This window comes from Bradyrhizobium sp. WSM3983, assembly GCF_000473045.1.
Lineage (GTDB): Bacteria > Pseudomonadota > Alphaproteobacteria > Rhizobiales > Xanthobacteraceae > Bradyrhizobium.
The window spans coordinates 1-20,754 of sequence record NZ_AXAY01000040.1 but is presented as its reverse complement, the minus strand read 5'-3'; the positions used below and the strand labels follow the sequence as shown (position 1 = coordinate 20,754).

The window sequence follows — 20,754 nt, the reverse complement described above, 5'->3', positions numbered from 1 at the left end:
CTCAGCCCCCCTGCGCATGCAGCCGCACCGGCAGCGCGCGGAACGTCCTAAGGAACGCGGAGGGCTCCCGGGTCGGCTGCTCGGCCAATGCCAGCGTGGGGAAGCGCGCCTGGATCCGCGGCAGGCTCTCGGCCAACTGCACCCGGGCCAGTTGCGCACCGAGGCAGAAGTGGATGCCGTGGCCGAAGCTCAGCATGATCTTCCCGTCGGTCGACATGCCAGGACTGGTGCCGTAGAACCGCGCGGGATCGAAGCGGTCGGGATCGGCGAAGGCGTCCGGGTCGCGATTGCCGGCCGCGATCAGCACACGCACGTCCGCGCTCTTCGGGATCACGACGCCGCCCAGTTCGATGTCGCGCTGGGCGATACGCGGAATGGAGCTGAACATGGCGGGCGCGTCGCAGCGCAGGACTTCTTCGACGAATGCCTTCACCCCCACGGCGTCTCCCTGCAGCCAGTGCCGCTGTTCGGGATACGCCAGCATCGCCAGGACCGCATGGCCGATGGTCGCAGCAGTGGTGGCGAAGCCACCCAGCAGCATGCCCCACAGCATGCTGATCAACTCCGCATCCGACAACGTGTCGGCATCGTCGTCGTGTGCGCCGACCAGCATCGACACGATGTCGTGGCGGGGATCGGTGCGCTTGCGCTGTATGAGGTCGCCGAAGTAGGCCTGCACCCTGGCGCTGGCCGCGTCCGCCGCGGCGAGCTGGGGATCGCTGGCGTGCGGGCTCAGGCCTTCCAGAATGGCGCCGATGCCGGCGGCGAGCCCGAACATGTCGTCCTGGGGCATGCCAAACAGTTCGGCGAAGACCAGCATGGGCAAGGCCAGCGCGAATTCCCGATGCAGGTCCACCGCCTCCCCGCGCTCCAGCGCGGGCGCCATGCCGTCCAGGCGCGCTGCGACGATGCGCGCGATGCTCGGCCGCAGGTTGTCGATCTGGCGCATGGTGAAATCGCGCGAGATCAACCGGCGCAGACGCGTATGCGTCGGTGGGTCCTTCATCGCTAGCGTGGACGCCAGCAGATTGAGCGACAGGCTGGTCGCCGCACGCGGGAAATAGCGCGCCAGTTCGCCCGGCGCCGGTCCCCGAAACGCATCGCCCGTGGCCTCGAGCGCCCAGTAGATGTCGGCGTGGCGGCTCAACAGAAAGAGGCCCGACGCCGCGCGATGCACCGGATCGTACTCGCGCAACCACCGCATGAACGGATACGGGTCGTGGATGCACGCTGGCGACGCCAGTTCGGCGAAGGCGTCCCGGCATGCTGCCGTGGTTTCTTGCACGTCCATCTTGGTTACCTGTTGGCTGGCTGATCTGACCGGGCGCGCCAGGCGCGCCGGCCAATTGCGGAGAAGATCGCGATCCCCGGCGGCGTCCGCGCATCACCAGAGCACCGGGAACGCCTCGAACCCGCCGGTGATGATCTCCTTGCGCAACTTCAGTTCTTCGGGCGCCACGGCCAGGCGCAGCGCGGGAAAGCGCTGGAAGATCGAACCGAACACCACCTTGAGTTCCAGCCTGGCCAGCGCCGCGCCGATGCAGGCGTGCGGCCCGCAGGAGAATGCTAGGTGCGGCTTTGCGTCGCGTCCGATGTCGAAGATTTCCGGGTCGTCGAAATGGCGCGGATCGAACGACGTCGCCGGCAGGCCGACCAGCACCTTGCTCTCCGCGGGAATATGCACGCCCGCGATGGTCACGTCGGTCCTCGGATAGCGCATGATGCCGTCCCAGCCCGCGCCCGGCGGGTACATGCGCAGGATCTCCTCCACCGCCTTATCCACCAGGGATGGATCGCCGACCAGGCGTTCGCGCTGTTGCGGATGGCGGAACATGGCCAGCATGCCGAATTCGAGCTGCGCGACGGTGCTCTCGTGTCCCGCCACCAGCATGCCCGCTGCCAGGCCGATCGCCTCTTCCTCGGTCGCCTTGCCCTGGTCGACCGCCGCGAGCAGATCCGTCAGCAGGTTGTCGCCCGGATCCTGGCGCTTGTCCCGCATCTTGCCACGAACGTAGGCGCGCAGTTCTTCCCAGGCCAGGCGCGACGCGCTGCGCGGGCCGCTTTCATGCTGGTGCGTCATCACCTCGTCGGACAGCCCGGCGAAAAAGGCGTGATCCTCGTAGAGCACGCCCATCAGCGCGCTGATGACCATGGCCGGAAGCGGAAAGGAGAGGTGGCGCCGCAGGTCGGCGGGCTGGGGCTGGGCCGCCAGCGTCTCGAACAAGTGCGCAGCGATCGCCTCGACCTGCTGCGCGAGCAGCTTCACCCTGAGGTTGCTGAACGTTGGCGCCACGATCGTGCGCAGCCGGGCATGCTCGCCCCCCTCGTGCGAGACCAGCCACCCCGGCGAACCGAGAATCACCGAATCCGGGGTGAATGCCGCCGGCGGCATTCCCGCGGGCCGGAACGCCGCGTCGGACAGCACCGCCTTGGCCTCGTCATAGCCTGTCACCCACCAGCCTTCGTGCCCGGACGGGAAGCGCACGCGGCGGATCGGACCGTTGGCGCGTAGCGCCAACATCTCGGGCGAGGGCTCGATGTGATCGACGCGCCACACCGGCAGCGTCGGCAATGGTTGTCCGGACATGGTGGCACTTCACTCTCTAAGCGATGGAAGGGCGGAAGGTGACCGGCAAGCGCTGCGGGCAGCGAATGACGTAAAACGGCATGTAGACGACGTCCTCCGCGGCGATGGTCAGCGCAAGATCCTCAACCGCACGAACAGCGCGGGGAGGGCGCATCGCAATTCCAGGCGCGCCAGCGCGGCGCCCAGGCAGAAATGCGGCCCCCTCTCCGAACGACAGGTGCGGATTGTGCCGCCGGTGACATCGAACCTGCCGGCATCGCCATAGATCGACTGACCGTAGGGATTGGTGAAGGAGGTTCGACCGTACCCGCCACCGACGTGTCCGCCGATTAGCCTCCGAACCAGTCCCGCACCGCCGGTGGCAGTTTCACTCCTGGCTCAAGGTCTGTCGCTTGCACCGCTCGCGACGAGCGCAATTGTTGTGGGTCCCAAAAGAAGAACTCTAGATCGCATCCAACACTTCCCTGCATTTTCTCGGTCCACAACCGAGCGCCAAGTCATTGCCACAGCAAGCCGTCGGAACGGACCAGACGCGAACAGCGACGCGCGCAGTGTCCGTCCCGAAGACCATCGCACTGCGATTGGTGATGATGCCGTGAACAGAGCAAATCGCGTGCCGAAGTGAATTCGCAGGCTCAGCAGGCGCTTCGTAGCGCCGCGTAGTGTCAGGTTTCTGTCATTGAGTCTCAATGCCGACAACCGACGCAGCAAGTGCCCGACAAGGGCCTGCTCTCGCGCTGAATGTGCGGGCAGCCTTTGCGCGATATTTCTAGCATCCGGATTGGCTGCAGCAGGTGTGGCTCGCCGAAAACCACTCCGATGTCCGCGGTAGCTATCCGGAAAACGAAGCCCACCTCTCCGACATCTCCCCGGGTTGGATGGCGCATGCGGCCGAGAACTTTCCCGACGGCAAGACGCCCGACGGCTTCGGCATCAAGGTAGACGATAGATTCCTGAAGCTGAATCCGGATCCGCTTGGTCCGTAGCACGACGAGCGCGAACCCGGTCACTTGCGGGGGCAAGTCAAGTGGACCGATGGGTTACGTCAAGTGCAGAGCTAGGCAGTCCTTCATCCGGCGGTGCTTGGGCGCTTCGCCGCGAAGCGGGGCGTGCAGCATTACTAGGAACGGGGTGCCTATAACGCCACACTCGCGCACGAGTGCGTGCACTGGACGGCGCCGGCGCACCGCGTCAACCGCGATCTCAGCCGCTACGTAAAGTACCGCAGCGAGCGCGCCCGCGAAGAGCTTGTCGCGGAATTGTGCGCCGCCTTTTCCTGCGCATCACTCGGCATCGTGCCGACCGTGCGGCACGCCGACTATATCGGCTCCTGGCTGGAAGTCCTGCACGAAGACAACCGCGCGATTGTGCGGGCGGCCTCGCAGGCCAGCAAAGCCGCGGACTATCTGCTTGGCTTCCTGCCCGAAGTTCCCTCCGTGCTCGCTCAATGATCCAAGCCGAACGTGTGTTTGCCTGCCCTGTAGCGTGAGTGCTGGCAGAAAAGCTTTGCGGTGTGACTGACGATAGAGATGGGCGAGCATCGGCAAGCGGCATGTTTGCGGCGCGCTCTGGGCAATTGACCTCTAAGGACATTTGCAATGTCAGACATCTTGACCTGGCACGTTCCCCACGTGATGTCGTCGTTTTCGCTGACCCCTGGAGCTGTCGCAGGCAGATCGTTGGCCAGACGATCCTCCTGGCATAGCAGTGCGGCTCAGGTCGACCGCCCTGAGGTCGCCGAGCTGAAGGCCGCCGAACAGGACAGAAACTGACAGCAGCTCACGCCTTGGTTCCTGTCCGACGTCATTCTAGCGTTACGGCCGTTTTCGGCCGATGCAGATCAGGCGCCGGCCGATTGCAGAGCTGCAATCGGCAAGAAGTTGCACTTGCGCTTCAATCAGCTGGGCGCGCTATTCAGTTGAAGCCCACATCAGCCGCTTAGTCGGTTCTGAAGTGCCTGCCGATCAATGACGAGGCCGCCGAGGCTCAGATCTGCATGCCGCCTTCCCGCGAGCCGTCTGACCAGCGCCCGTGTACCGTCGACCACAAAGACACCGCAATCATAGCCGTTCCTCTGCTGGCTCATCGGGGCATCTTGCAGATCGGCTCCTATCCGGGCTGCGAGCCTTGCTGCAGGTCCGGCATTGTGTCCCTGGGCGGAGTCGTAATGGTAGGCAATCGGCCTGTCGCGATTGCGGCGGTCCACCAGCAGCAACGACCAATGGGAGCCGATGCCCCCGCGGTCCCTGGCGCCGGCATCACGACGCTGCAGGGATAGCAAGTATCTCTCTTGCTCCTCCGCGTTGCTATCGTTCATCGGAAAGAAGAGGAAGTCGGCTACATCGTTATCATTTCGATCATAGACAATGCGTTGGTATTCGCGGAGCGCTCGGTCATCGGTACCTTCTCGTATCATACCGGCAATGAGAGGATCCACGAACCTGGTTCGGGCGGCTAGATTTGGATTACTTTGCTGCAACTCCTGCGACAGGAGCCCGTAGTCCCGCTGGATATGTTCGTCACCAAGCCATTGCCTGGCTCCGAGCACTCGTCCGCTGCGGTCGCGGTGGCCGGCAGAGGCACTCGCAGTCGAAGCAACGATCCGGGCATCAGGAACCGAGGATGGGCCAGGGTGATGGATCAGCTGAGCGTCGCGACGTCCTCGCGGCCCCAATGTGATGGAATAGGTCTCACCATGGATAGCGACCGGCTGGGGAGTGAATTGCGAGTTCGGCAACAACGTTCTGTTGTCCAGCACATCGAGCAGGAAATCCGACACTGGCTGCGTGCCATGCTGCCAATCATCGCCGACGAGATGTCCGATATCCTCGAGGTCTTGCGGCACGCCTGACGGCCCGATGAAGAACGGCGGTCTGCCCGCTGGGCTGAGCACCGGCCTTGACTGGGCGTCGTCACGCAATTCCTGCGGTGTGGGCGGCAGATCAGTGAAAGAGGAGAGACCACGGTAAATGTCTGAGGACCGAGCTGGCTCGCCCTCCAGCGTTGGAAAGTCGAAGTAGGACGGCAGTTGCGGGGACCAGGTCGAGCTCGACCCGGCCGGTCCTTGCAAGCCGGCTTGGCCAAACGGGTCTAGCACCGGCGGCCACTCACTCTCTGACGGTGGCGTCGGCAAATCCCGCATCCAGGTTGGCGTTGAGCTCAAGTCAGCCGTCTGCTCAGGAATGTTTACACCCATCGCTCTGTTTGCCTCGATGACTTGCACATACTGCCTGAGTTTCTTGAGATTCAGGGTAGCTCTGCCTTTGGCGTCGGTGAAAGCCCGGCGGTCCGCTTCCAGCGAGCGTTGTTGCTGACTGTCGCCGTTGACCCGGCTCGCGATGCTCTCTTTGCCCTCGGTGCGGAGCCAATCACTGAACTTGCGTAGCGCCGATGAAAGATTTCGAACTGATTTTTTTGTCTGTTCGGAGACTTGGCTCCTCAACTCTTCATTGACCAAGCCCTGGATGAGGTTGGCGTCATCGTCATAAGGACGAAGTGCCCGTTGGGGTGCCAGACCCAGGTATTCTCGAAGACTATCGAGTGCAGCCGTCCGCTTTGTGGCTTTGCTGAACGCCGCATAATCTGCGTTCAATGACGACTGCTGCTCAGCATTGCCTCCGATGCGCTCCATGATGCTCGGCCTGTCCTCCCTTTGGAGCCAATCACTAAAGGAGCGCAGCCTGGAGACCATCGCCGAAACGGCGGCTTTCTCTTTGGAGGTCGCGTCGGATCCAAGCTTGGAGAGAGCAGCGGTCAAAAAGTCATCGATGTCGGCGATGTCCTCCGGATGAGCCGACAATGTTTCGCGGCCCATCAGGCGAGCACCGGCACCGACAGATTGGAGCCCGTCGGCCCCGATCCTGCGGAGATGAGACAGTGCCGCACTGAGGCGATCACCATCATCGCCGCCAGCGTTGACGTACTCGTCGATGTCGGCGGCGAGCAATCTTGGCTCGTTGAACGCCCGAGGAGCCAGTGGACGCCTGTTTTGCGCTCGCAGCCAACGAGCAAACGCATTGAGCGCCTGCACATTGGACTTGATCGTAGCAAGTGGAACCTGTCCAGTCCCGCGGCCTCTGGTACCATCGGGCTCAATTCTGTAGTCTTTCACGTTCTTCACGAATTGGCCGAGCATCCGCTCGTCCGAAGGATGCATCGCTTGGTCTTGCGTGTTCACCCAATCTGGCGCTGAGATGGACCTTCCAGCATGGAAATTCCGGAGTGTGTCCAACGCCCCGCCCACATAGTTCCTGCTATTGGCGCTCGCCCCCTTCATAAAATCAGCCTTATAGGCTGTCAGCAGATCAGTGTTGCCAAGGAGCGCTTTCAGAGTGGTGCCCTTGGATTGGAGGAATTCGCTGAACATCCGAAGAGCCGTCACATAGTTCTCGATCGTCTTCGTCTTACGGTTCGCGCTGCCCAATGCCGCCTTGAACTCTTCAATCAGCTGCATGTCTGCCTCGGACGGGCGACCGCGCTTAGCAAAGTCGATGCGAAGCTCCGAGTAGAGGTCATCAGATGCTGGGTCGCTGGACCACTTCTCACGGCGGCCTCCAAAGACTTGGCTTAGTCCTGATTTGACTCGGGAAAACAGTCCACGTGATTTGTTGTGCTTCGACCGGGCCGTGGATTGTGCTTCCGAGGGCGTTGCGTAGCGCATGCTGCCGAATGGCCTGTCCCGCAAGTCAGATCGGTAATCATTTGCAGCCGAGCCAAGATGAGCGTGCGGAACGTCGACGCTGTAACGCGTGCTGCTGAACGAATTGTCCCACAGGTCGGGCGTCGGCGGCATTCGCGTCGAACCACCAATGTCCGTGCGCTGAATGTTTTCATGCGACCGGGCAGCCGGAGTGTCCGGGGAACTAACCTCAGGCGAACTCACCTCGGGAGAGCGGAGCCGCAGCGATTGCAGCTCAAAGCTAGCTTGATCCGCAGGCTCGAGGTTCGACTCTTGCTGCGCACGCTGCAACTCCTGCTGCTCGGCGTACCAGCGCATATAATAGTTTGGATCACTATAGTTCGGCTCCATTCCACTCTCCTTAGCTGAGATGATTCTTCATAGCTGCCCCAGAACCGCACTCCGGTGCACTGACCCAAGAGACTCTCCGGCTTCAAAAAGCGGAGCGCCAACATCGCCAAATTGAAAAAAAACGAACCGTTGTCGCGAGCCGTACACTCTCGCATTCCTCGCATCCTCCCCTGGCTGCCACGAAAGGGTGCCCCGTCTCCTGGGCAACAGGTGACCGCTCGCCAAATCTCAAAACGAATCCGGGAGAAGCGAAAGCCGAATACTCGCCCGATCCAATTGCCACTCCCCTGCCGGCAAGTTCGCACGCGTCACAATCGCCATCGAGACTGAGCAGTCCAACTTGCTGCTGGAAGTCATCCGGGCTCCAATGTCTGCACTGCAAGCTCTGTTTCGTCGTCAGTTCTTCAGCCCAATGGCGTCACATTCGCTACAACCAACCGCACCGTGCCTGCATAGTCACGTCGTCCGGGCCTTCCGGACATTGAAGCCTCTCCTTGCGACCACGAATCATGGCCGAAGGTATGACTAAGGGTATACAACCTGACGCTACGAAGGGTTCAAGCCCCATCGTTGTCGCGTCGGATCAGGTGCCCGTGATGCGCCCAGATCTCGACGTCTGCGAGGATGTCGCGACCGGAACGGGATATGGTCCGGCGCGAACCCTTGTGCTGCTGGACCAACGAAGGCGATTCGCGGCCTCACGCGGGCGCGCGCCTTGGCGAGCACCTTGGCCAGACCGTCTTTGCTGCGCGCTTGACGGGAATGCGTGCCATCTTGCGACGGTACTTTCGCTTGGGATCGTCCACCGCAGTGTAGCGCAGGCAATGCTCCGTCACGTCCGGACCGGGGCTGCAACCGAGACGGCGGGAAATACATCACGCGAGCCTCCCCATTCCCCTCGTCGTCAGCGGCAATCGCCTGCGGTAGAAAGGCAAGCAGGAATTCGGCCGCTTTCGACGCCGCACTCGCCGCGCGCAAGTCGGCGCGGTTGTCCTCGCGCAGCACCTCCAGCAATCAGCAGCAGCTCATAATGTGAAGGAAGAACTTAGCGTAGCCAGCTTGTGGAGATCGGCTAAAAGGCGTGCGATTTATTTCCTGCATGAGACCCTCGGCCGTTGATCCAACACAGTTGAGGAAGCCTTTCATGGGACATGGATACGGTACCGTCGTCGTGGAGCTTATTAGGGATGCGCGCACGCGACAGCGATACAACCGAGTTGCAGTTTACAATCATTGCCGCAAGGCCCGCTACTTTCTTGCGTGGCGGCGCGCAAACTGCTCTTGAAGCGGTTATGCCGGCAGACGTAACGAATTATCTGCTCTTTGCGGCCGATTGTGCCGAGGCAGATCAGGAGGAGCGTGAGCGGAGCAGCTGCCAAACAGAGGAAGAGGGCGGCGCCGCGCGCCACGACGGGTCGTAGGTCGAGAGAGAGGCTTCGGCCGCCCGTCGTGGAGACGAAAAATGACAAAGGCAGTCCAAAAGATCACGCTGTCGCCCTCGCGTGACATTCCCTTCAACAAGCTGGTGCTGAGCCAGTCCAACGTTCGGCGCGTCAAGGCGGGCGTCTCGATCGAGCAGCTTGCCGAGAGCATCGCCCAGCGCACTTTGCTGCAAAGTCTCAATGTCCGTGCCATCGTGGACAAAGAGGGTAACGAGACAGGCATGTTCGAGGTGCCGGCTGGCGGCAGGCGCTACCGTGCTCTCGAGCTCCTGGTCAAGCAGAAGCGCATGTCCAAGACGCAAGCCGTGCCCTGCGTCGTTCGCGAGGGAGGCATCGCGGAAGACGATTCCATCGCAGAGAACGATGAGCGCGTCGGCCTGCATCCGCTCGACCAGTTTCGCGCATTCCAGACGCTGCGCGACCTCGGCATGAGCGAAGAGGACATTGCCGCGCGTCATTTCGTGGCGCCCGCAATCGTCAAGCAGCGCCTGAGGCTGGCGTCGGTCTCGCCGAAGCTGCATGAGGTCTATGCCGAGGACGGCATGACGCTGGAGCAGCTCATGGCCTTCTCGGTGAGCGGCGATCATGTCCGCCAGGAGCAGGTCTGGGACAATGTCAGCCGATCCGGCTATGATGAGCCGTACCAGATCCGCCGCATGCTGACCGAGAACACCGTGCGTGGGTCTGATCGGCGTGCGCAGTATGTCGGCATCGACGCCTACGAGCGCGCCGGAGGTCCGGTCCTGCATGATCTGTTCGAGCATGACGACGGTGGCTGGCTCCAGGACGTTGCACTGCTCGATCATCTTGTCACTGAGAAGCTCAAGCAAGACGCCGAGGTGATCGCGGCGGAGGGGTGGAAGTGGATCTCGGTGGCAGTCGATTTTCCATTTGGCCACACCAGCGGCTTGCGGGAATTGGAGGGAACGCCGGCCTCGCTCAGCATCGAGGAGCAGGGCACGATCGATGCGCTCAATGCCGAGCATGACAGGCTCGAAGCCGAGTATCAGGATGCTGACGAACTTCCCGAGGAGGTCGACCAGCGCCTTGGCGAGATCGAGGCGGCATTGCTCGCGTTCGAGGAGCGGCCAATGATCTACGATCCGGCCGACATCGCCCGCGCCGGCGTTTTCATCAGCATCGATTCCGACGGACGGCTGTCGGTGGATCGCGGCTACGTCCGCCCGGAGGATGAACAGGCGGTCGTCGATACCGACCCCGGACAGGGCAGCGCAACGGTTGACGGGAAGGAGGCCGTTGGTCCGGTGCAGCGGACGGCCATCACCGTCGGCGGTGCGCCAACCGAGCCGGCCGAAGAGGATGAGGACGATGCTGCAAGACCGCTGCCGGACCGTCTGATCACCGAGCTGACCGCCTACCGAACGCTGGCGTTGCGCGACGCGCTCGCCGAGCATCCCTCGATCACGTTCCTGGCGTTGCTGCACAGTTTCGTGCTCGCAACCTTTTACCGGTTCGCATCATCCGCCAGTTGCCTCGAGATCGCGGTTCACACGCCGACATTTCCGGCCCAGGCTCCGGGATTGAAGGACAGCGCGCCGGCCAAGGCCATCGACACCAGGCACGAAGCCTGGAAAGCGCGGCTGCCCAACGATGCGAAGGCGCTTTGGGATACGCTCTGCGCATTGGACGGCCATGCGCAAGCAGCCCTGTTCGCCCATTGCGCATCGTTCTCGGTCAACGCCCTCTATGAACCCGTGAACCGCTATGCTCAGGGGCGGGTATCGGCTGATGGGCTCGCGCGCAGGCTCGGCGCGGCCGACGTGCTGGCGCGGGCGGTCGGGCTCGACATGGTGCAGGCCGGCTGGAGGCCGACCGTCGATAATTATCTCGGCCGCATCACCAAGCCACGTATTCTGGAGGCGGTGAGGCAAGCAAAGGGCGAAGCCTCCGCAGAACTGATCGACCATCTGAAGAAGTCCGATATGGCCCGCGAAGCCGAGCGCCTTCTTGAGGGCACGGGATGGCTACCGGAGCCACTGCGCCTCACTGACGCCGTCCAATCGGCAGACCAAGACGCAGACGCGGGTCCGCTTCCCGAGTTCCTCGCTGACGATGAAGACGGTAGCGGCACCGCAGATGACGCTCGGCCAAACGGCATTGCCGCTGAATGAGTCCGGCGTAGCACGGCATCCCCCGTGCGTTTCATTCGAACTTGCTTCCGAAGCCCGGCATCACGCCGGGCTTCTCATTTCGGAATGCGGCTCCATCGCGCTGAGGCTTCCGCGCGGCGTGGCCCGCGTCCTCCGCGCGCGGTGGAGGCAAGAGGTGAGCAGAGTGAGAGATCGGCCGGGACAGGTTTGAGCCGGTCGGGCCTTAGAGAGCGCCCGTCGGCCCGATCGTTCCCGCTCTCCTCGAAAGCTCAACGCTCATGATCAATCTGTCCTGCTCCGCGACCGCCGCGGCTGCGTCCTCCATCGCCCAAGCCGCGCGGCTGATCCTCTGCGACCTCGAACAGGGGCGGCGCATCGATGCAGCGAGCGTTCTGCGTTCCGCGATGGAAGGTGCATTCGGCGGCTCGGATGCCGCCGGTGCCTGGCATTGGAAAGCCGCCTATGAGGCCTGTGAGGCCGCAACCGTTCTTTTCCTGCGCAAGCACGGCGCCGCCATGCGGACCAAGGCGGGATCACCGGCAGCGCAGCTCTCGATGCTGGCCAAGGTTGCAAGCCTGCTTCCAACCCATACGCGCAGGTCCGAAGAAAGCGAGGCGCTTCAGCAATTCTCGACGCCGATCCCGCTTGGCTTCGTCGCCTGCACCGCCGCCGGCATTACCACCACAGACCTCGTGCTGGAGCCCTCGGCGGGCACCGGTCTTCTCGCCATTCTCGCTGAGATCTCCGGCGGCACTGTTGCGCTGAACGAGCTCGCCGAAACGCGCGCCGGGCTGCTCGACCTCCTGTTCCCGAACGTGACCGTCACGCGCTACGACGCGGCCCAGATTGACGATCATCTCGAGGCGGCTGTTGCCCCGAGCGTCGTGCTGATGAATCCGCCGTTTTCGGCTCTGCCCAATGTTGACAGGCGGATGGCGGACGCAGCACTGCGCCATCTCTCCTCGGCATTGGCCAGGCTTCGCGACGGCGGTCGCCTCGTCGCGATCACCGGTGCAAGTCTCGCTCCCGACAATCCAGGCTGGACCGACGCCTTCATCCGTCTCCAGGAGCGCGGCCGCGTGGTATTTTCTGCTGCGATTGCAGGGGCGTTTTTTGTCAAGCACGGGACGGCGATCGAGACGCGGCTCACCGTCATCGACAAGCAGCCCGCGATAGACAAAAACGTCTTTCCAGCATGTCCGGGCATGGCGCCGGACGCAGCTACGCTGCTGGCATGGGTCCTCGAACATGTGCCGCCGCGGCTTCCGATCACTTCACCTGGTCTCGCTCCCGTCAGCTCAACCGTGCCGGTTCGGCGACCCGCTCGCGCTTTCACGATGCCGCACTCGCCCGGTCAGCGGCTCGGCGATCCGCAGAGCGTAGAGCTCACCTACCAGACGGTCGACTGGACCCCTCCGGACGGAGCTCATCTGACCGATGCCCTCTATGAGGACTACACCCTGCAATCGATCCGCATTCACGGATCGCAGCCGCATCCGACCAAACTGGTGCAGTCGGCCGCGATGGCCTCGGTTGCCCCGCCGAAGCCGTCGTACCGGCCCCACCTTCCGGTCAACCTCGCTATAGACGGCCTGTTGTCGGACGCCCAGCTCGAGAGCGTGATCTACGCCGGCGAAGCACACTCAGCCTTCCTCGCAGGCGGCTGGACGGTCGACGCGACCTTTGATGTGGTGGCGGCTGCACGTGACCAAGCTCCAGATGCCGTCCGCTTCCGCCGCGGCTGGTTTCTGGGCGACGGCACCGGCGCGGGCAAGGGCCGGCAGGTCGCCGGCATCCTGCTCGACAATTGGCTCAAGGGCCGGCGCCGTGCGGTCTGGATCTCCAAGAGCGACAAGCTGATCGAGGACGCGCAGCGCGACTGGTCGGCGCTCGGCATGGAGCGGCTCCTGGTCACGCCGCTCTCACGCTTTCGCCAGGGGACGCCGATCCGGCTCTCGGAAGGCATCCTATTTACCACCTACGCTACGCTGCGCACCGATGAGCGCGGCGAAAAGCTTTCGCGTGTCCGGCAGATCGTCGAATGGTTGGGCTCCGATTTCGACGGAGTGGTTGTTTTCGACGAGAGCCACGCCATGCAGAACGCCGTGGGCGGCAAGGGTGAGCGCGGCGAGCAGGCCGCCTCGCAGCAGGGGCGCGCAGGTCTGCGGCTGCAGCATGCCCTGCCCAATGCACGGGTGGTCTACGTGTCCGCCACTGGCGCCACGACCGTTCACAACCTCGCCTATGCCCAGCGTCTCGGCTTGTGGGGCGGCGAGGACTTTCCGTTCGCCACGCGCGCCGAGTTCGTGGAGGCGATCGAGGCGGGCGGCGTTGCGGCGATGGAGGTGCTGGCACGCGACCTCAAGGCGCTCGGTCTTTATGCGGCGCGTTCACTCTCGTACGAAGGCGTCGAATATGAACTGATCGAGCATGAGCTCACGCCCGAACAGATCCGCATCTATGATGCCTATGCGGCCGCCTTCAGCATCATCCATAACAATCTCGATGCCGCGATGCGGGCGGCCAACATCACCGGCGAGACCGGGACCTTGAACGCCCAGGCAAAGTCGGCGGCCCGGTCGGCCTTTGAGTCCGCCAAGCAGCGCTTCTTCGGCCATTTGCTGACATCGATGAAGACGCCTTCCTTGATCCGCGCCATCGAGCGTGACCTCCAGGAGGGGCATGCTGCCGTCATCCAGATCGTGTCGACGGGCGAAGCGCTGATGGAGCGTCGGCTTGCGGAAATCCCGACCGAGGAATGGGGGGATGTGCAACTTGACATCACACCGCGCGAATACGTGCTCGACTACCTCGCCCATTCCTTCCCGGTCCAGCTTTACGAGCCTTTCACCGACGCCGAAGGCAACCTCTCGTCCCGGCCTGTGTACCGTGATGGTCAGTCCGTGGAGAGCCGGGACGCCGTCGCCCGGCGCGACCGGCTGATCGACAAGCTTGCTTCGCTTGCGCCCGTGCCCGGCGCGCTCGATCAGATCGTCCAGCGCTTTGGCACCGACAGGGTCGCCGAGGTCACCGGGCGCTCACGCCGGATCATCCGGAAACACGACCGCCTCATGGTCGAAAACCGCGCCGGTTCGGCGAACCTCGCCGAAACCGCGGCCTTCATGGACGATCTCAAGCGCATCCTCGTCTTCTCGGATGCCGGCGGCACGGGGCGGAGTTACCACGCCGAGCTGTCGGCGCGGAATCGCCGTCTGCGGGTACATTACCTGCTCGAACCCGGCTGGAAGGCCGATGCAGCCATCCAGGGGCTCGGCCGGACCAACAGGACCAATCAGGCGCAACCGCCGCTATTTCGTCCGATTGCGACCGACGTGAAGGCCGAGAAGCGCTTTCTCAGCACGATTGCGCGCCGCCTCGATACGCTTGGCGCCATCACCCGCGGTCAGCGTCAGACCGGGGGCCAGGGGCTGTTTCGGCCCGAGGACAATCTTGAGAGCATCTACGGCCGTGATGCTCTGCGCCAACTCTACCTGCTCCTGGTTCGGGGCAAGGTGGATGGTTGCTCTCTTGAGATGTTCGAGAATGCGACCGGGCTGAAGCTCGTCGATTCCAATGGCATCAGAGATGACCTGCCGCCGATCACGACCTTTCTCAACCGTCTGCTGGCGCTGACCATCGAGCTGCAAAACGTGCTGTTCACCGCCTTCGAGCAACTGCTGACGGCCAGGATCGAAGGCGCCATCGCGTCCGGACTCTATGATGCAGGCCTCGAGACCCTTCGTGCCGAAAGCTTCGTCGTCACGGATCGGCGGACCATCTACACCCATCTCGCCACCAGCGCCGAGACACGGCTGCTCACGATCGTACAGCGCGAACGCAACCGGCCGCTCACTCTGGATGATGCCCTCGGTCTTCTGTCGGATCGCCGCGCAGTCCTGCTGGTGAACGAACGTTCCGGCCGCGCGGCGGTGCAAGTCCCGGCTCCAAGCCTGATGCTGGACGACGGCGACATCGAGCAGCGCGTCAAATTGGTCCGGCCGATGGAAAGCCACAATGTCCCGTCCAAGGCCATGGGCGAAAGCCATTGGATCGAGACAGACCGTGAGCAATTCAGCGCAGCCTGGACAGCTGAGCTCAAAGACGTGCCGGAGTTCACCGAGAGCACGATCCACGTCGTCGCCGGGCTCCTCCTGCCGATCTGGAAACGGCTGCCGAAGGAATCGACCCGCGTCTACCGCCTGCAGACCGACGCCGGCGAGCGGATCATTGGGCGGAAGGTCTCGTCCGCCTGGGTCGCCAACGCGCTCTTGGGCGAGCGGCCGACGCTCAAACCCGAAGACGTCTTCGCCGCCTTGCGCGAAGGCCGCGCGCTCGTCGAGCTTGCGCAAGGTCTGACACTGCGGCGCGTCCGCGTCATGGGTGCGCATCGCATTGAGCTCGCGGACTTTCACGACACCATGCGCGAGCGCTTACGGATCTATGGGCTGTTCAGCGAGATCATCTCCTGGAAGCTGCGCATGTTCGTGCCCACCGATGCAAGCGGGGCCGTCGTGCTTGGCAAGGTGCTCGAAGTTTACCCGGTCGAGCGCATCTGCGAACGCGAGGCCGCCTGATGCGGCGCAATGCTTTCGAACGGGCGCGCCGCCTCGTGCGCGAGGCCGAGGCTGTGTGCCGCCACTCTCGCCCCAACGGCAAGCGCGAGCGACGCGACTGGCTGCCGGGCGTTGTCCACAACCGGCCTGGCCGCTCCTTGTTTGTATGGCTCCACGACTGGCACAAAGGATCGGCCGGCAAGCGGAGCCAACATGGTGCGCGGCGGCTGATGTTGCGCGTTTGCGCTTGGGGGCTGTCTCACAGACGATCGACAGCCTCTCAGCAACCTGCTGCTAGCGCAGTGCGGGACGTTGCGTGATGCCCCGCGATGCTTCTGAACTGGCGCGCCGGCTCGCCCGCGATGCCGAGGCGGTCTGCCGCCAGTACCTGTCCCATGGACGGCGCCAGGGCCGCTATTGGATCGTCGGCGACGTCCGCAATACGCCGGGCCGCTCGATGTTCGTTCGGCTCAGCGGACCGGATTCCGGTCCCGGCGCCGCCGGGCATTGGACCGATGCCGCCTCGGGCGAACATGGCGATCTCCTCGACGTGATCCGCGAGAGCTGCGGTTTCGTCGATTTTCGCGATGTCGCAGGCGAAGCACGACGATTTCTGAGTCTGCCGCGCGCCGAACCGTGCCGCAGCCCAAAGCCCGGTCGCACACCGGTCCCCGCCGGATCGGTGGAAGCGGCACGGCGGCTGATCGCCATGTCGCAGCCGATCCGCCGCACGCTTGTCGAGATCTACCTGGGCAATCGTGGCATCGAGGCTGTCCACGACGCGGGCGCGCTACGCTTTCATCCGCGCTGCTACTATCGCCCGGACGACGGTTCGCCGATTGAGACCTGGCCGGCGATGATCGCCGCCGTGACCGATCTTGCCGGTCGCATCACCGGCGCACATCGCACCTGGCTCGCGCCGGACGGCTCTGGCAAGGCGCCGGTCGACACGCCGCGACGCGCCATGGGCGGTCTCCTCGGCCATGCCGTGCGCTTTGGCGCGGCCGACGAGGTCCTCGCTGCCGGCGAAGGCATCGAGACGATGCTGTCGCTGCGCTGTGCGCTGCCTGCCATGCCGACGGCCGCCGCGCTCTCGGCCAACCACCTGGCCGCCCTTCTGCTTCCGCCGACGCTGCGTCGGCTCTATATCGCCCGCGACCCCGATGCCGCGGGTGACGCAGCGGTCACGACATTGACCCAATGCGCGAAAGCCGCGGGCATCGAGGCGCTCGTCCTGTCTCCGCGGACGGGCGACTTCAACGAGGACCTGCATGCATTCGGCCTCGGTGCCCTGCGGGCGGCACTGCGCATCCAACTCGCGCCGCAGGATGTCGTTCGCTTTATGCTGTTCGCCGATGCCGGGACGGTTTGAACGATCGGCCTGCGCCGCCACTGGCAATTGGGCAGATCATGTCGTGTTGTCGATGATGTTGCGGACCGCAGACCGGTGGAAGAACGCTACAGCCGGCCTTGCCCATCTCTGCCGAGATGCGCGGTGCAGTCACTCGGCAGCGATCTGAGCTACAACAACGACCGTGGCGCTACCGAATTTGGTAGGTCGCCTTTGACCAAGGCAGAACAGTTGACGGTCGTAATCGACATGCGGTTTGTGCTACGCGACGCCTGACGAAAGGGATATCTGATGGCGTGGCTATACATACTTCTGGCGGACGTATTCGAGATCGCATGGCCCTTCGTTTTGAAGCGCTCGGTCGGGCTTCCGAAATGGACAACACTCTTATCGGGTGTGGTCTTCGCTCTTCCTATTTTTCTTCTGTTGGGTGAATCCGTGAAGTGCTTGCCCGCTTCGACGGTTTACGCGGGCTTCGCCGGAATTGCGACCGTGGGAACTGCGATTGTTGGCATTGCGTTTTTCGGTGAGAGCGCAAATCTTGCTCGCCTCTGTTCTGTCATGTTGGTTGTTGTCGGTCTGGTCGGCGTGAAGCTCTTTTCGGAATAGTCTGCGCTTGCACCTTCGCGGACGGATCAAGGCCGTGGAGAACCGAATGCGGCTGTCGTGTGCTATCGAAGCGCGCACTCTGCGGGAGTTGACGCGCTATGGAAAAACGCATTTCTTGATGACAAGACTTGGAATGCCGCGCCCGCAGACATCCCGCAAAAGACCCTCCTCTGGATCTCTGTTGGTGGCTTGCGAAGCAAACCTGGCTGTCGCTCGATCATGGCTGGATTCGATGTACATCGAGGCTGGATATCGCTGATCGCCGTGCTGAGGTCCCGCGGGAAAAGCGATAGGGCAGGCGCTCATTGCTCGTGCAGAAGAGCGGCTTGCGACACGCGGCTGCGCAAGGCCAATCTCCAGGTGCTCGAATCAGACTCGGCCTTGCGCGCACAGCTCGTGCCTGAGGACATCGCCCGGCTTCTGCGGCGTCCCGGGGTCACTACGGGATAGCGCCAGGCAATTTGAACTCGATCTCGTCATGACCGGTCATTGCGTGGGCTGGCTTTGCCAGACAGCGCCGCGCCCACGGCCTTCTAGAGGGCGATCGGACGGCAAGCGGCCCGGCCCGGCAATGGCAGAGGTGCGGCTATTTTCCGCCGGCGCTCACGCGCCTTTGCATCGCGAAACAAAATAGCCGCACCTCTGCCATCCTCCGCTTCGCTACGGCCCTGCGCTTCCACCTGCGCCCTGCGGGCTTCGGCGGATTGATCGCTCCGGGTTCCGGTCCGTTCCGCCCGCCGTCTGGTGATCGCCACGAAGGCCGCGATGGGCGCGGCCGAACGGCAAAGGACCAAAAGCCATGATGACCGAACACGACGACAACCAGTTCGAACCGCCGCACGGCTCATCACCGACCGATCATCTTCTCAACGAGCTTCAGCTCTATGGCCATCGTCCCTTTCACGACGAGCCTGACCCAAGGCCGCTCCCGGACGCCAAGACGATCACAGGCGCGATCGCCGACATCTTTGATGCGCTCGTGGCGAGCCTGAGCGAAACACGGCTTGAACCCGACCTCGAAGATCTCCTCTGGTCGACCGTCAATCTCTTCCATCGCGCCACGGGCCGCATCGAGCGCGAACTCGACGACAACGAAAAAGCGCAGCAAAAGAGCCAGCGCGAGCAGAATGGATCGGAGGTGCGATCCGTCGAACTGGAAAGGCTCACCGCCGAAGGCGTCACTTTGATCGAACGCCGCAATGCCATGGAGCTGTTCCGCGATCTGGCGACTGAGCACTTCGAGCTTCATACCGGCTCGCCCTGGCGCCCCCGTTCTGGGTCACTCGTCAATCATCGCACGCTCACCTCCGCGATGATCGACAGCCGCGATTTTCTCGCTGCCAAACGCCGCGCGGACACCGAGGCGTTGCTGCCGTCGGGACCCAAGATCGCGCTCACTGGTGGGCTCGATTGTAATGACGTCTCCCTGATCTGGGGCCGCCTTGACAAGGTCCACGCGAAGCACCCCGACATGGTGCTGCTGCACGGTGGCTCGCCGAAGGGCGCCGAGCTGATCGCCGCCAAATGGGCGACCAGCCGCAAGGTTCCTCAGGTCTCCTTCAAGCCGGACTGGACCAAGCACGGCAAGGCAGCTCCGTTCAAGCGCAACGATGTCATGCTTGCAGTGCTGCCGATCGGTCTCATGCACTTTCCGGGCACCGGGATACAGGACAACCTTGCCGACAAGGCCAGGAAGCTCGGCATTCCCGTCTGGAAGTTCGGCGGCGCGTAAGCGCCGTCGCCCACCGGCGCTTCTTCATCCAGGGCCAAGTTGGCCAGCGCAGACCAGTGCAAATTCTTTGACGCGACCGATTTAGCGCTCGAGCAGAAATCGTCGGTTCTTGTCCGATCTGACGAACGAGGCCACGCACTCGCACAGCGGCGCATTCTGCGCTATGATTCTCATCGCGCCGTGGTGGTGGTGGAAGGCGCGAGCGTCATGTCTTTTGTCGCGGAGCTACCACCATGCTTATCATCGCACTCGTCCTCACTATGCTTGGGATCGGCCTGTTCTGCTGGCTGGTTCTCACCCTTGCTGTCTACGCGCTGCCCTGTTTCGTTGCGCTTTCCGCAGGCCTGGCGGCTGTTCACGGTGGCGCGGGCATTGCCTGCGCTACTCTTGTCGCAATTCTTGCCGGCGCCGTGACCGTTCTCATCGGTCAAACCGCCTTGATCTGGGCTCGATCCACCTTTGTGCGCACGGTGATTGCCGCAGCTTTCACCGTCCCGGCGGCTGTCGCGGGCTATCACCTCGCCCATGGGCTGTCGCAACTCGCGATGCCAGCCTCACTTTGGCAGGATATCCTCAGCTGGACCGGTGCCTTTGCCATCGCCGGCATGGCTTGGCGACGGATAACCAGCTTTGCCGAGCCGCTGGCATCGGGCGAGGCACTGTTGGAGGAACATCAGTGGCCCCGCTCGGCCAAGACGCGAGGAGGATGAGCCTTGGGTCTCGACGGCTGAGGCACGTGCGGTCCAAGCGTTGGTGGGTCGACGAGCTTGAGCGAGAGATCGTCGCTGCGCTTCTCGGAACGCTTGGCGCTTCGCACCTGGCACTTGGCACCTGACCTCCCGGCGGAAGGCAGGCCAGCCAGGGGCATCTCATCGCGGATGGTTCACGGCACACGTGATCGCCCTTTCTTCGCTTTTGCTTCCAACGCCACGCCTGACCGCAGCGACCTCTTGTGCAGCCGAACCGAGAGACGCCACAACTTCTTCCGGAGATGCTGTCAGCGCACGGACCACCTGGCCTCTTGATGGCTCGATCTGGCCGAAGAGCGGCTGCGCCTCGATCGCCTGAACGCAACGCCAGCNGNNCGACTTTCTTCCCCTGGGCTACGCCCATTCCTCGCGAGGCAAGAAAGTCGCCCCGCTGGCGTCCTCCGCTGCGCTGCGGCCCGCGGGCGGGTGCGTCGTCGATCGTCTTCGGCCTTTAGATCGCCATCGAGGCCGCGGTGGTCGCGGCTCGAAACTAGCTAAGGAGAAGTAACATGGCTACCATCGGTTCCTTCAAGAAGATCGGCAGCGACTTCCAGGGCGAGATCGTCACCCTCAGCCTGCAGACCAAGGGCG

Annotated in this window: 12 protein-coding genes and 3 pseudogenes; 10 read left to right on the top strand and 5 right to left on the bottom strand. The window is 63.3% G+C overall.

Annotation, left to right across the window (positions count from 1 at the left end):
- Window position 1: 1 nt before the first annotated feature.
- The 3 genes from YUA_RS0136735 to YUA_RS52155 form a co-directional block, all read right to left on the bottom strand.
- Window positions 2-1,291 (bottom strand): cytochrome P450, encoded by a 1,290-nt coding sequence (locus tag YUA_RS0136735; protein ID WP_027535128.1) that lies wholly within the window; start codon window positions 1,289-1,291, stop codon window positions 2-4.
- A 93-nt stretch (window positions 1,292-1,384) separates the two neighbouring features.
- Window positions 1,385-2,587 (bottom strand): cytochrome P450, encoded by a 1,203-nt coding sequence (locus tag YUA_RS0136730; RefSeq protein WP_027535127.1) that lies wholly within the window; start codon window positions 2,585-2,587, stop codon window positions 1,385-1,387.
- Window positions 2,588-2,603: 16 nt separating this feature from the next.
- Window positions 2,604-2,741, bottom strand: coding sequence for a hypothetical protein (locus YUA_RS52155; RefSeq protein ID WP_245285355.1), 138 nt, complete (start codon window positions 2,739-2,741; stop codon window positions 2,604-2,606).
- A 640-nt stretch (window positions 2,742-3,381) separates the two neighbouring features.
- Here YUA_RS52155 and YUA_RS52150 point away from each other — a divergent pair.
- Both YUA_RS52150 and YUA_RS46230 read left to right on the top strand, forming a co-directional pair.
- Window positions 3,382-3,573: a hypothetical protein gene (locus YUA_RS52150; RefSeq protein WP_245285354.1), complete on the top strand. Its 192-nt coding sequence runs from the start codon at window positions 3,382-3,384 to the stop codon at window positions 3,571-3,573.
- A gap of 150 nt (window positions 3,574-3,723) precedes the next feature.
- Window positions 3,724-4,038: pseudogene (locus YUA_RS46230) on the top strand (zincin-like metallopeptidase domain-containing protein); the annotation flags it as partial.
- Between the two features lie 479 nt (window positions 4,039-4,517).
- Here YUA_RS46230 and YUA_RS47310 read toward each other — a convergent pair.
- Window positions 4,518-7,616: a Ulp1 family isopeptidase gene (locus tag YUA_RS47310; protein ID WP_051383595.1), complete on the bottom strand. Its 3,099-nt coding sequence runs from the start codon at window positions 7,614-7,616 to the stop codon at window positions 4,518-4,520.
- Between the two features lie 882 nt (window positions 7,617-8,498).
- Window positions 8,499-8,627 (bottom strand): annotated as a pseudogene (locus YUA_RS52145) (antirestriction protein ArdC); the annotation flags it as partial.
- Between the two features lie 176 nt (window positions 8,628-8,803).
- Between YUA_RS52145 and YUA_RS50605 the strand changes: the two are divergent.
- The 8 genes and pseudogenes from YUA_RS50605 to YUA_RS52135 form a co-directional block, all read left to right on the top strand.
- Window positions 8,804-9,037: a hypothetical protein gene (locus tag YUA_RS50605; RefSeq protein WP_156947532.1), complete on the top strand. Its 234-nt coding sequence runs from the start codon at window positions 8,804-8,806 to the stop codon at window positions 9,035-9,037.
- A 41-nt stretch (window positions 9,038-9,078) separates the two neighbouring features.
- Window positions 9,079-11,190: a ParB/RepB/Spo0J family partition protein gene (locus YUA_RS50600; RefSeq protein WP_027535125.1), complete on the top strand. Its 2,112-nt coding sequence runs from the start codon at window positions 9,079-9,081 to the stop codon at window positions 11,188-11,190.
- A gap of 257 nt (window positions 11,191-11,447) precedes the next feature.
- Window positions 11,448-15,743, top strand: coding sequence for a bifunctional class I SAM-dependent methyltransferase/DEAD/DEAH box helicase (locus YUA_RS0136695; protein ID WP_027535124.1), 4,296 nt, complete (start codon window positions 11,448-11,450; stop codon window positions 15,741-15,743).
- A 298-nt stretch (window positions 15,744-16,041) separates the two neighbouring features.
- Window positions 16,042-17,094 (top strand): toprim domain-containing protein, encoded by a 1,053-nt coding sequence (locus tag YUA_RS0136690; RefSeq protein WP_027535123.1) that lies wholly within the window; start codon window positions 16,042-16,044, stop codon window positions 17,092-17,094.
- 270 nt (window positions 17,095-17,364) lie between these two features.
- Complete coding sequence (locus YUA_RS0136685) at window positions 17,365-17,682, top strand: multidrug efflux SMR transporter (protein WP_027535122.1); 318 nt, start codon at window positions 17,365-17,367, stop codon at window positions 17,680-17,682.
- Window positions 17,683-18,484: 802 nt separating this feature from the next.
- Complete coding sequence (locus YUA_RS0136680; RefSeq protein WP_027535121.1) at window positions 18,485-19,414, top strand: DUF2493 domain-containing protein; 930 nt, start codon at window positions 18,485-18,487, stop codon at window positions 19,412-19,414.
- A gap of 233 nt (window positions 19,415-19,647) precedes the next feature.
- The gene (locus tag YUA_RS0136675) at window positions 19,648-20,124 is read left to right on the top strand and encodes a hypothetical protein (protein ID WP_027535120.1); all 477 of its coding nucleotides are present in this window, start codon (window positions 19,648-19,650) and stop codon (window positions 20,122-20,124) included.
- Between the two features lie 548 nt (window positions 20,125-20,672).
- Window positions 20,673-20,754 (top strand): annotated as a pseudogene (locus YUA_RS52135) (DUF736 domain-containing protein); the annotation flags it as partial.

Excerpts from the sequence above, each read along its gene's own strand:
- YUA_RS0136735 (WP_027535128.1), bottom strand. The coding sequence starts at position 1,291 with ATGGACGTGCAAGAAACCACGGCAGCATGCCGGGACGCCTTCGCCGAA.
- YUA_RS0136730 (WP_027535127.1), bottom strand. The coding sequence starts at position 2,587 with ATGTCCGGACAACCATTGCCGACGCTGCCGGTGTGGCGCGTCGATCAC.
- YUA_RS52155 (WP_245285355.1), bottom strand. The coding sequence starts at position 2,741 with ATGCGCCCTCCCCGCGCTGTTCGTGCGGTTGAGGATCTTGCGCTGACC.
- YUA_RS47310 (WP_051383595.1), bottom strand. The coding sequence starts at position 7,616 with ATGGAGCCGAACTATAGTGATCCAAACTATTATATGCGCTGGTACGCC.
- YUA_RS50605 (WP_156947532.1), top strand. The coding sequence starts at position 8,804 with ATGCGCGCACGCGACAGCGATACAACCGAGTTGCAGTTTACAATCATT.
- YUA_RS50600 (WP_027535125.1), top strand. The coding sequence starts at position 9,079 with ATGACAAAGGCAGTCCAAAAGATCACGCTGTCGCCCTCGCGTGACATT.
- YUA_RS0136695 (WP_027535124.1), top strand. The coding sequence starts at position 11,448 with ATGATCAATCTGTCCTGCTCCGCGACCGCCGCGGCTGCGTCCTCCATC.
- YUA_RS0136690 (WP_027535123.1), top strand. The coding sequence starts at position 16,042 with ATGCCCCGCGATGCTTCTGAACTGGCGCGCCGGCTCGCCCGCGATGCC.
- YUA_RS0136685 (WP_027535122.1), top strand. The coding sequence starts at position 17,365 with ATGGCGTGGCTATACATACTTCTGGCGGACGTATTCGAGATCGCATGG.
- YUA_RS0136680 (WP_027535121.1), top strand. The coding sequence starts at position 18,485 with ATGACCGAACACGACGACAACCAGTTCGAACCGCCGCACGGCTCATCA.
- YUA_RS0136675 (WP_027535120.1), top strand. The coding sequence starts at position 19,648 with ATGCTTATCATCGCACTCGTCCTCACTATGCTTGGGATCGGCCTGTTC.